The sequence below is a fragment of the Staphylococcus sp. GDX8P80P genome, from assembly GCF_017893095.1.
GTDB lineage: Bacteria > Bacillota > Bacilli > Staphylococcales > Staphylococcaceae > Staphylococcus > Staphylococcus borealis.
Map to the genome: position 1 here is coordinate 1 of NZ_JAESMI010000131.1, position 12,144 is coordinate 12,144.

Below are 12,144 nucleotides of genomic sequence, written 5' to 3' on the forward strand. Positions count from 1 at the left end.
ATTTTCATTTCAACTGCTTTATACTTTGTTTCTACTGAATAAGATACTCTTTTCATAGAAAAAACACCTCCGTATGATTCATTTTAATATGAATTCAACGAAAGTGTTTTTATATAATTCCCACTAATTGGGGTCAGCCCATAATTGGTATTATACTTATTGTTGTTGCAATAATTCATATATATTTATTAGGATTTTTTGGTTATTTATCAGGTATTCTAATCCTCGTTGCTGGGATTATAGCATTAGTTAGGAAATAATTTGATAGAATAGAAGGAAACTATGACAAAGTTCCTTCTATTTTTTTAATTATAAATTGAAATGAGGTGTTGAAGATGGAAACTGTATACATTGCAGGTGGATGTTTATGGGGTGTTCAAGCGTTTATAAAAACATTGCCAGGTGTCTTATCGACTGAAGCGGGACGTGCAAATGGAATATCTGAAACACTTAGTGACAAATATGACGGCTATGCTGAATGTGTCAAAACGTCATTCGACCCTATGCAGATATCAATTACTGACTTAATGAATTATCTTTTTGAGATTATAGATCCATATAGTATTAACAAACAAGGCGTTGATGAAGGACCCAAATATCGTACAGGTATTTATAGTGATGAACAGAAGCATCTTGAAGAAGCACGCGACTTCATCTCAAAACGACCTGATAAAGAGCGAATTGCCGTAGAAGTGTTACCTTTAAATAATTATGTTGCAAGTGCTGAGGAACATCAGGATAGACTCGATAAACATCCAGAAGATATCTCATACTGTCATGTTACGCCTGACATGTTAAAAAAGTATCTTTGAAAATTTCCATTGATACAATAATCACTATTTTGTATAGTTATTTCAAATCATCCTCATATAAACGCATATCCAGACAAATTTAGGCAATACAGTACTATAGAAGGTAATTTTAATATAAAAGAAAGAAGCGATAGTAATGACAGTTTTACTGACAGGCGCGACCGGACATCTTGGGTCACATATCACTGAACTTGCAATTAAAGAGCAGGTGCCTGATTTTAATATTGGGATACGTAATCCAGATAAAATGCCCTCACACTGGAAAGATAAAGTAGGAGTTAGAGAATTAGATTATTTTAATGAGGAAAGTATGGTTCGTGCTTTCAAAGGTATTGATACGGTTATATTTATTCCAAGTATTATTCATCCGTCATTTAAACGACTCCCAGAAGTGGAAAATTTAGTTAGTGCAGCTCATAAAGCGCATGTCTCACACATTATGTTTATTGGATACTATGCAGATCAACATAATAATCCTTTCCATATGAGTCCATACTTTGGCTACGCTGAACGTTTACTTGCATCTAGTGGTCTTAAATATACTTATGTCAGAATGGCGATGTATATGGATCCATTGAAACCTTATTTACCAGAACTTGCAGATATGCAGAAACTCATTTATCCAGCGGGTGATGGTCGTATTAATTATATTTCTAGAGATGATATTGCTAGAGGTATCGTAGCATTATTACAACAACCAGATAAATTTGGACATAGATATTTGTTATCTGGCTATAGTTATTCTATGACAGAGTTAGCAGCAATTTTGTCTGAAGCAGCAGGTTCTAAGATTGAATATAGTCCTGTTTCTTTTGACACATTTGCAGAAATGTATGATGAACCTAAAGGGTTTGGTGCATTGCTTGCATCAATGTACGAAGCGGGTGCAAGAGGGTTACTTGATCAACATTCGAATGATTTTGAACAACTAGTGCGTGATAAACCACAAACTTTCCCAGAATTTTTAAAAAAGTGAACAATAAAAAATAGGACGTGTGATGATAGTCATCGCACGTCCTACTCTTACATTATAAAGTTTAACGATATTATTTGTTATCGCAATCGAAAGTATCAGCAAAGCTTAATGCAGCTAAACCTAATAAGTCTAAAGCGTGTTGAGCGCCTTCTTTACCATGTCCAGCTTCAAAGTGTTTGTAAGCAGCAACGCCTAATACACCGAAAGTAGCGATTGAACCTAAACGTGATAAGTTTTTGTTTAAGAAACTAGCAGCATAAAAAGCAGCGGCAGCAGCTTCTACAGTACCAGCTAATTTAACTGAGCTTTCTGGTAAGCCGAATACATTTTGGAATGTATCTTTCATTTCTTGGTCACCTTTTAATTTAGGTTTTGAAGCAGTGTATAATTCTTTAGCAAGTTTTAAGTTTGCAGCATAACGTAAAATCATAATTTAAAAATCTCCTTTTTATTTGTTTTCAAAGTATTTATCAACAATAGGTTTAACGCGTTCGCCAAATAGACGGATTGATTTCATTACATACTCATGAGGCATTGAACCTACAGGTGTATGAATCATAAATCGGTTAAGACCTAACGTTTCAACAGTTTCAATAATTTTTTGGGCAACCGTCTCAGGACTACCCAGATAGATTGCGCCTTGACTTCCTACTTCTCTTTCAAACATATTCTCGTCAAAGCTAGGCCATCCACGTTCACGACCTAAAATATCATGGTGTGCTTTTAAAGAAGGGAAGAATTCTTTCTTAGCGTCCTCGTCTGTTTCAGCGATGTACCCCCATGAGTGTACCGATACGGATAATTCGTCTGGATTATGACCGTAAGATTCTGCGACAGATTTATAAATCTCAATATTGCGTGTAAATCGTCTAGGATTACCACCAATAATCGCATACGTTATTGGTAACCCAAAGGCACCTGCTCTTAATGATGATTCAGGTGTACCACCAGTTGCAATGGAAATAGGTAACTTACCATGTTCGACACGTGGATAAATACCTGTTGGGTCGAAACTTGGACGTAATTTACCATCCCAACTTACAACTTCATGTTCGTTGATTTTTAGTAATAATTGCAGCTTTTCATTAAATAAGTCTTCGTAGTCATTTAAATTATAACCGAATAATGGGAAAGATTCGATGAATGACCCTCGTCCAATCATAATTTCAGCACGTCCATTAGATACTGCGTCTAATGTCGCATATCGTTGATACACACGTACTGGGTCATCTGATGATAACACAGTTACTGCAGATGACAATTTAATATGCTCAGTACGTGATGCTGCAGCAGCAAGTACGGTCACTGGATCTGATACAGCGTAATCAGGACGATGATGTTCACCTAATCCATATATATCTAATCCTAATTGATCAGCTAGTTCAATTTCTTCTACAATATCGCGAATTCTCTGAGCATTTGAAACAGCAGCTAGTGTACCATCAGGCATAACCATATCACCATTATCTGCAAATGAAGTCAATCCTAATTCTATTTTCAACACGTCACCTCCATTGGTATAAATTTTATACTAGAATTGTAGTCCTTATTTTAGGATTAGTCAATAGAAATGTTTCGAATTAGAGATTTTTTATTTTAAAAAGCGAATATGTGATTTTTAAATGAAAGAACTTTAAAAGTATTTTGTCAATTTCAAGTAGTCTTTTGAAAAATAAGTGAAAGTGTCATAATAGAAATGTTGTAGAAAACAGAAAGAAGGGAGAAGCAAATGTCTATCCAAAAAACAATGAATTACAATAAAATAACAACCATATTCTTTATTGCAGGAATTATAGTAATGAGCAGTTTATATACGGCAATTCCATTAACTGCAGAGTTTGCTAAAGACTTCAAAATTCCACAATCAATTGCAACTTTAAATGGTGTTGCATTTTCCGTTACGTATTCAGTAAGTTGTTTGTTTTATGGGACTATTTCAGAAAAATATGGAAGAATTCGCACCATATTATTTGGAATTTGTGGGCTTGTAATGATTTGTATGGTTATAGGTTTTGTACATTCTTTCGCAATACTGGTCGTTTTAAGAGCGATACAAGGTATATTTGCTGCTGCCTTTTCACCAATATCTATCACATACGTGACAGAAACTTATTCACCGGTTAAACGTATGACTGCGATTAGTTTCATTAGTACGAGTTTCATGTTATCAGGGATTATTGGTCAAAATTTAAGTGAGATCATAGTAGGTTTTTCAAATTGGCATATGGTTTATTTCACTTTAACGGTGCTATATATCATCTTAGCTTTAGTTATTCATAAGCAAATTCCTGAAAGTCCAGTGAAGAATCCCAACATTCAATTACTTAAATTCTTTAATAATTTTAGTGATTTTAAAACGAATAAAGCCGTGCTCTTATGCTATGGAGTGTCTCTCACATTGTTGACGATGTTTATTAGTATGTATACAGTGTTTAACAATTACGTCACGTCCGATACGATTGGTGGAAATGAAACGACTGCGATTAACGCTAAATTGTTCGGTATTATAGGTATGCTACTGTCACTTGTTGCGGGGCGTATTAGCGACCGCATTGGCGTTAAAAATCTTATCTTAGGTGCACTCATTGTGAGCACAGGTTCGCTTATCTTGATGTCTATGACAACGAATATCGTATTACTCATTTTTTTGGAGTGTGCTATTTGTAAGTGGCATTGCCTTCGCAATCCCATCAACTATTTCTAAAGTAGGGTTAACCGTGAATGGTAACCAAGGCTTCTTTTTATCAGTTAATACATTTATTTTATTTTTAGGTACAGCGATTGCACCAGTTTTAAGTATTGTGTTAAATGCGATTTCAAGCTTTACAATCCAGTTTAATATCATTGCCGTCATTGGCATTATAGCTATCATAATTGCTTTATGCCTGCCACGTAGGAAGAATGAAGTAAGATAACGAACGCGTCTATTATTAGTCTGCTTTGCAAAGCTATAGTAGCTGCCTGAGCTATCAAGTCGCTTATATCAATCTTTTCTAAATTTTAGTTATCCTTACGGGAAGGAATCTAACATATAAAATCTCAAAATAGATTTTACAAGCTATGCAAGACAGAGTGGAATAATGAATTCTGAATGAATTCTATTCCACTCTTTTTTGTTTAATCAGATTATTAGTAAACAACTATCAACCGTACTATAATGGATAACAATTCAAATAGAGATAAAGGAGAAGTGCCTATGAAAACGGATATGCGCGCAATGGTTGTACATCAATATGGTGATTACCCAGTACAAGAAACACGTATGCCTTTACCAAACATGAATCCTAACGAGGTTCGTGTTCAAATTAAAGCGGCAAGCGTTAATCCAATTGATTTTAAAATTAGAGATGGCGGACTTAAAATACTGTTGAAATATGAATTTCCATTAATTCTAGGAAACGATTTCTCAGGTATTATCACAGAAGTGGGTGCTAATGTTACAGCGTATCAGGTCGGTGATAAAGTCTATGGTCGACCACGTAAAACTAAAATTGGTACTTTTGCAGACTATATTTCAATTGATGCGTCAGAAATAGCACCGATGCCTAAAAACTTATCTTTTGAAGAAGCAGCCAGTATTCCATTAGTCGGTTTAACATCATACCAAGCCCTTAATGAAGTCATGCAATTACAGCGTGGTGATAAAGTATTTATTCAGGCGGGATCAGGTGGTGTCGGCTCATTTGCGATTCAATTAGCAAAAGCTATGGGACTATATGTTGCTACTACAGGAAGTCATCGTGGTAAAGCACTTATCGAGTCACTCGGTGCAGATCAATTTATTAATTATAAAGAACAAGACTTCGCACAAGAACTTAATGATTATGATGGTGTCTTCGATACATTAGGTGGAGATACCTTAGAAAAATCATTCGAAATCTTGAAACCAGGTGGCACAATTGCATCAGTGTCTGGTGTTCCAACAGATAAGAATGCTAGAGATTTAAATCTAAATATTGGTAAAGAAGCGTTATTACGCGTTGCTTCTTATAAATTAAGACGACGTGCCCAACAGTTTAACGTCAATTATGACTTTTTATTTATGCATCCAAGTGGCACTCAATTACAAGAAATTAGTCAATTAATCGAAGAAGGCAAGATCAAACCAATTATTGATAAAGTGTTTGATTTTAAAGACACTCAGGCTGCGTTAGATTATTCAACGAGTGGTCGTGCTAAAGGTAAGATTATTATTAAAATGAATAATTAAGAAGGGTGGGTGTTAAATTTATGAAAAATATTATGATAGTGAACACAAGTGCAGATTATTTTGGTGATAATAGTAAACCAACTGGGCTATGGTTAGGAGAACTTGTCCACTTTTACAATCAATTCAAAAATGAGGATGTAAATATTGATATTTATAACATGACTGGTGGGAATACACCAATAGATCCAGTTAGTTTATCTCCATTTATGTTAGACAAAGTAACAAAAGCATATTATAAAGATAATGACTTTATGAATCAATTGCGCTATGCACAACCAATATCTGAAGCCCTTGTAGAAGACTATGACGTCATATACTTCACAGGCGGGCATGGTGTGATGTTTGATTTCCCGGAAAATAGTGCCGTACAAAACGCTATCGAAACGATATACAATAAAGGTGGCATCGTTTCAGCAGTGTGTCATGGTATTGCAGCACTACTCAACGCAAAGAATAGCAGTGGAGAATATTTAATTAAAGATAAAGACGTCACAGGCTTTTCTAACGTAGAAGAAGTATTAGCCAATCGTGACACATTAGTACCGTTTCATTTACAGAATGAAATAAAAAAACGTGGTGCGCATTATTCATTCCGACGACTACCATTTACGCCATATGTACAAGTTGATGGTCGATTAATTACAGGACAAAATCCACAGTCACCTAAATTAGTTGCCGAAGAAGTAAAAAAACAATTAAATTTAATAGATTAGGTTATAACATAGTAAGAGGTGATGCTAAGTGGATAAATCGTTGATGATTTCAAATGCAATAAATCTTATTTTGATGATAATACTTATTGTATTCAATATGGTTAATATAGGTGTTTGGCCAATGGTCATACTAGCACTATTAATCGTTGCTAATAGTATCTTCATGGTTTATAAAACAGCGACCGCCAAGAAACATGAATAATAAAACAAAGCAATCTCATGCCTAGTTTGTGTGAGATTGCTTTTATTTATGATGGCAATTTAGAGATGTTTCAAGCACGTTGTTTAACGTTTCAAAGACTTCTTCAACAGTATAATTATAGTCATTTTCAACCCAGCGTCTTAACACTTCAATCACGCCACTACTATAGAAATCGGCTACAATTTCAGGATGTTTACTTTCTCTAATTTTCTTAGCTAATGGATCATCTTGGAGTTTGGAGTTATTAAGCATCATATCGCGACTCACATTGGTTAAGCTTCTAAATACATCAGCTTGACGCGATGATATTAATAAATGCTTGAAAATCTTTTTATTATTGCCAATAAAGTATATAAAATCTTCAAATGACTCTGGTGTTGTAATATCGGCTGACGTGTCACCTTTAGCTATAATTTGTTGAGTAATGAAATCAGGTAGGGTGTAGAGTAAATCGTATTTATCTTGAAAGTATCTGTAGAACGTACTACGGTTAATCTCTGCAATGTCGCAAATTTTTTGAACAGTGATTTCATCAAAGTGATAATCATGTAAAAGTACAAACACAGTTTCATGAATATGTTTAATCATACGTTTTTGATTTGCTGACGGCATTATCTGATGCTCCTATATCTTTAATCTTGTCAGATAGCCTGACGTAATAAGAGTAATTTATCACAATCATCTTGATTTTTCCAAACATTGCAACTGATAGCACGTTTAAAATAGGCATAAAAAAAAGAGTAAATGATGCGTGTCATACGTTTATTATTATAAGAGATTAAATAAAAGAAGGGGAAGTGATACTGAGTTCAATATCACTTCCCCACAAGGATGACTAGAACTGAGCAATGATTGATCTAAGTGCCTCTCAATTCAGTCAGCTACTACGACTATAGAATGTAGCTTTAATATATTTATGTGCTTGATTAAACAAGTGTACCCCTTTGATTTAATGTTTCTCAACGCTCTGATTAGTTCGTTTCAATACCGTCTAACCATTCATCCACTTTATTATCATTGTCGTCCACGTAGTCTTTAGCTACTTGTTCTGGATTTTTATTATTAATAAAGATTTGTTTAGCTAATTTTTCTTCATCAGATTTACTCCAGTCATCTGCGATACGTGTTGCAATTGTATATGCAGCAGGATGTGCTTCTTCAAAGTCTTTGTTAAATACTAAATCAATATGTTGATTGTTATTACCATAAATGTTGTCTGGATCTTTCAACATTTTAACGTCTAATTCTTTAGAGAACCAACTTGGTTCCATTGCTGTGAAGACAATTGGTTTTTGTTGTTTATAAGCGGATTGGATTTTTTTGAATTGTTCTTGGTCAGAGCTTTCTTTCAAGCTATATTTATCAAGATTGTCACTATCAAGTTCATCTTTCGTTTCTTTCATCACACCATTACGTGCGTCTGTGCCTTGAATTGTCCAATCTACAGATTTACCGAAATCACTATCTTTTAAGTCACTAATTGAATCAACGTCTTGTACATATTTAGGTACTGCTAAGCCTACTTTTGCGTTATCAATTAAATGTTTGTCATCATAAATAGTTAACTTACTTTTGAATTTATCGTAATAACTTTTATCAGTAGTAGGGAAGATACCTGATGCATGGAATGAATCAGCGTTTTCTGAGACAGCAGCATATAATGGACCGCTTGCTGTTACAGGTGTAGTCGTTACATCATAACCTGCTTTTTTCAATACTTCTGCTATCACTAGTGAACGTGGTGTGGAATTATCACTCGCGATATAGGGTATTTCGATTTCTTTATTACCAAGCGATGTTTGACTATCGTCAGATGAACCACTACCGCTACCACTATTACCACAAGCACTTAGCACTATGGCTAAGGCAAGTGTGGCTAGTAGTCCTATCACTTTCGAACTACGTCGTTTTAACATAACGTGTTTCCTCCTTTGTAATCATTAGTCTCTATATTCGTCATCGTGACGATGCTCAGATGGTCGGTTATATCTATCGTAAACACCTTTATTATTTTCACGAGCGTATAACATAAGTGCTTTAAATAATACATCTTGATCGATATTGCTATCAGTTAATTCTTTATAAAGGTTAGTTGTTTTGTCGAAATTTGAATTGTGCTCATGATGACGATCGTTGTATTGTTCATCATTGTTGTAACGATTTTCATCACGTCTATCGTATTTGTCTCGATCGCGACGCGCACGATCATTGTATTTATCGTGCTGACTATAATCGCCATTTTGCGTGTAAAGTGACGCATAATCAATATCATCATATTGGTTATCATAGTAATGATGTTGGTGCGTGCGGTTGTCATGATGATGACCTAAATGTACAGAACGATTATAATCTTCATCATTATAGTTGTGATTATCGTGGCGGCTACCATTTTGATAACGATGATCTTGTTTGTCTGGGCTAGCGTATTCACCATGTCTATCGTTGTCATGACCTTTTTCAGAAGATGCGTCTTGATGTTGATCTTCTTCTAAAGCTTTACCTTCTACATCAATATTTGGCAATACTGAACCTAACCATTTAGGTAGGTACCATGAAGCTTTGCCAAACAGTTTAGTTAACGCAGGAATCAATGTCATACGTACGACAAATGCGTCGAATAAGACACCAAATCCAAGTGCGATACCCATTGATTTGATTGCACTATCATCTTGGAAGACGAATGCAATGAACACACTGAACATGATGAGTGCTGCTGCTACGATAACAGGTCCACTTTCTTTAATACCGACGCGAATTGAATGGTCATTGTCACCCGTCTTGCTGTATTCTTCATGGACACGTGTCATTAAGAATAACTCGTAGTCGATGGCAAGTCCGAATAACAAGCCAATTGTGATCACTGGAAGGAATGCAAGTAATGGGCCTGTATTTTCAATTCCGAATAAGCCACCCATAAAGCCGTTTTGAATAACTAATGTTGTGAAACCTAGTGTAGCCATTAATGATAGGATGAATCCTAGTACTGCTTTTAACGGAACTAAGATTGAACGGAATACAATCATTAATAAGAAGAATGCTAATACAACAATAACGCCAGCGAATACTGGAATAGCGTTATTTAATTTTTCGGACATATCGATATTAATGACGCTTTGTCCTGAAATTTCTGTACTATAGTCATATTTTTCTTGAGCTTGACTGTGATAATCACGTAAATCGTATACGAGATTTTCTGTAGACTGAGCGTTAGGTCCTTTTTCAGGAATAATTGTGAATAGTGCGTAATTGTTATTGTCAGTCAATTGCGCTTTTGACACGGTATCTACATTGTCGATATCTTCTAAATCGCTACGCATATTATTTAAGTCACGTTCGATAGTGTTTTTACTGCCACCATCTTTTGTATTCACTAACATAACGATTTGTCCGTTATAACCTTCACCAAAGTTATCTGAGATCAATTTATAGGCTTTATACTCTGATGAATCCGTTGGTTTTAAGCTGTCATCTGGAATACCTAAACGCATGCCACTGACTGGAATCGCAGCTAAGATTAAAATAATTAAACTCACAATCACTGCAATAACTGGTTTGCCTACAATAAATTTTGCCCAAGGGTGATCTTTAGGATCTTTACTTTTAGATGGTTTATCTTTAATTTTAATGCTCTTATGGAAGATACTAATCAGTGCAGGTAATAATGTTAATGCTGCTAATACTGCGAATAATACACTAATCGCTGAAGCGAATCCCATTACCGCTAAGAAATCAATGCCTACGAGTGATAATCCACAAACAGCAATCATAACGGTAAGACCAGCAAATATGACTGCACTACCTGCTGTACCAACTGCAGTTGCAATAGCTTCTACAGTATCGACACCTTTTTTCTTAAGTTCTTTAAATCTGAATAGAATAAAGAGTGAGTAGTCAATACCAACAGCTAAACCAATCATTACGGCTAGTGTAAGTGTGAAGTTTGGAATATCAAAGATATAGGTTAATAACGCAATGATACCAACACTTGAACCTAAGCCGATGATTGCACTAATAATTGGCATACCCGCTGCAATCAGTGAACCAAATGTAATAAGTAAAATTACAAATGCTACGACGATACCAACAATTTCAGATGTACCACCAGGTTCGGCATTCATAGCGCCACCTTGTGTTTTCTCGATTTGAACATTATGGTTATCTGTTACATCTTTTAATTCTTTATCGATGATATGTTTAGATGAATCTTTTAATCCATTTTGTGGAACGACGTAACTAACGTTAGCAATCGCAGTGTCACCTTCATCGTTAACTTGTCCAGTGTCGTATGGATTTGAGATGTTTTGGATGTAATCATCATTTTGTCTGATGTTATCTAGTGCATCTTCAATATCTTTCTTCGTATCTTTATTATTCAATCCATCATTCTTATTAGAATGAAAGACAATTTTCATCGAGGCTTTTTCACTATCCTGATGAAATTCTTTACTGATTTTGTCGTTTGTGTCTAATGACTTAAGCCCGTTCATAGTAATGTCACTATCAAACTTAGGTGAGTTGATCATTAAAGGCGTAATAATGACACCTAGAATGACAAGCCATCCTATGACACTTAGCCATTTGTTTTTAGCTATAAATTTTCCTAATTTATATAATAGCTTTGCCAAGACATTTCCCCCTATTTCATTATGATTTTATTTGCTTAACCTATAGATAGTGTGTTGATGAATTGTGAGCAAGGATGTTACATCGCCATCGTAAATTAAGCTTATTTAAAATGTTACATTTGATAATGTAACAAGTTATACCCTTGTTCGGTACCATTAAAAGTTTTATGACGTTGGAAAATGCAACACTTTGGAAGAAATGTTGGTGAAAATAGCATGATTTCGTGGGGATAATAAAAAAACAGGTAACCGTTTGAAGCTGGTGTACCTGAAGATGATAGGGTGTATGTATTAAGTTGTGGTTATTTTATTAAATCAAACAGGAGAAGTAATGCGCCAATTAATACAAAAATAACGCCTGGAATATAAATTTTTTCTCTAAGATCAATGTCACGCTGGTATGCAACAAATCGACTAATACCGATTAGAATAAGACCTAGGAGTAATAAGATGATGGAAAGAACGAGCATTAACATTGCCTCCTAATCAATAATATACAAAATAGCAAATTGATTAATAAGTCAAGTCCAGACTCCTGTGTAAAATGCTATACAATGTTTTTACCATTTCTACTTATCAAAATTGATGTATTTTCTTGAAGAATAA

General features: G+C 34.9%; 11 protein-coding genes and 1 pseudogene. 6 read left to right on the plus strand and 6 right to left on the minus strand.

Going from position 1 to position 12,144, the window contains the following annotated elements; genetic code table 11:
- The first annotated feature begins 335 nt into the window (after positions 1 to 335).
- Together KA858_RS10905 and KA858_RS10910 are read left to right on the plus strand one after the other, a co-directional pair.
- Positions 336 to 812 carry a peptide-methionine (S)-S-oxide reductase gene (locus KA858_RS10905; RefSeq protein WP_210135688.1) on the plus strand — a complete coding sequence of 159 codons (477 nt, stop codon included), beginning with the start codon at positions 336 to 338 and terminating at the stop codon, positions 810 to 812.
- A gap of 136 nt (positions 813 to 948) precedes the next feature.
- A complete protein-coding gene (locus KA858_RS10910; protein WP_210135689.1) occupies positions 949 to 1,788 on the plus strand; it encodes an SDR family oxidoreductase in 840 nt (279 codons plus the stop codon).
- Positions 1,789 to 1,858: 70 nt separating this feature from the next.
- Here the strand turns inward: KA858_RS10910 and KA858_RS10915 are convergent, their stop codons facing one another.
- A complete protein-coding gene (locus KA858_RS10915) occupies positions 1,859 to 2,218 on the minus strand; it encodes a DoxX family protein (protein ID WP_037538195.1) in 360 nt (119 codons plus the stop codon).
- 18 nt (positions 2,219 to 2,236) lie between these two features.
- Complete coding sequence (locus KA858_RS10920) at positions 2,237 to 3,289, minus strand: LLM class flavin-dependent oxidoreductase (RefSeq protein ID WP_210135690.1); 1,053 nt, start codon at positions 3,287 to 3,289, stop codon at positions 2,237 to 2,239.
- A 234-nt stretch (positions 3,290 to 3,523) separates the two neighbouring features.
- On the opposite strand from KA858_RS10920, the pseudogene KA858_RS10925 reads away from it, so the two are divergent.
- The 4 genes and pseudogenes from KA858_RS10925 (at position 3,524) to KA858_RS10940 (ending at position 6,913) form a co-directional block, all read left to right on the plus strand.
- Positions 3,524 to 4,703 (plus strand): annotated as a pseudogene (locus KA858_RS10925) (MFS transporter).
- 293 nt (positions 4,704 to 4,996) lie between these two features.
- Positions 4,997 to 5,998, plus strand: coding sequence for an NADP-dependent oxidoreductase (locus KA858_RS10930; RefSeq protein WP_210135696.1), 1,002 nt, complete (start codon positions 4,997 to 4,999; stop codon positions 5,996 to 5,998).
- Between the two features lie 20 nt (positions 5,999 to 6,018).
- Entirely contained in the window at positions 6,019 to 6,711 is a 693-nt protein-coding gene (locus KA858_RS10935) for a type 1 glutamine amidotransferase domain-containing protein (protein ID WP_210135691.1), read from the plus strand.
- Between the two features lie 28 nt (positions 6,712 to 6,739).
- A complete protein-coding gene (locus KA858_RS10940) occupies positions 6,740 to 6,913 on the plus strand; it encodes a hypothetical protein (protein WP_210135692.1) in 174 nt (57 codons plus the stop codon).
- Between the two features lie 42 nt (positions 6,914 to 6,955).
- On the opposite strand, the gene KA858_RS10945 is transcribed toward KA858_RS10940, so the two are convergent.
- From KA858_RS10945 to KA858_RS10960, 4 genes are all read right to left on the minus strand, one after another.
- The gene (locus tag KA858_RS10945; RefSeq protein WP_210135693.1) at positions 6,956 to 7,525 is read right to left on the minus strand and encodes a TetR/AcrR family transcriptional regulator; all 570 of its coding nucleotides are present in this window, start codon (positions 7,523 to 7,525) and stop codon (positions 6,956 to 6,958) included.
- 359 nt (positions 7,526 to 7,884) lie between these two features.
- On the minus strand, positions 7,885 to 8,829 hold the full coding sequence (locus KA858_RS10950) for a glycine betaine ABC transporter substrate-binding protein (RefSeq protein ID WP_210135694.1): 945 nt from the start codon (positions 8,827 to 8,829) through the stop codon (positions 7,885 to 7,887).
- Positions 8,830 to 8,853: 24 nt separating this feature from the next.
- A complete protein-coding gene (locus KA858_RS10955) occupies positions 8,854 to 11,538 on the minus strand; it encodes an MMPL family transporter (protein WP_210135695.1) in 2,685 nt (894 codons plus the stop codon).
- Positions 11,539 to 11,840: 302 nt separating this feature from the next.
- Complete coding sequence (locus KA858_RS10960; RefSeq protein ID WP_174841335.1) at positions 11,841 to 12,008, minus strand: hypothetical protein; 168 nt, start codon at positions 12,006 to 12,008, stop codon at positions 11,841 to 11,843.
- Positions 12,009 to 12,144: the final 136 nt, after the last annotated feature.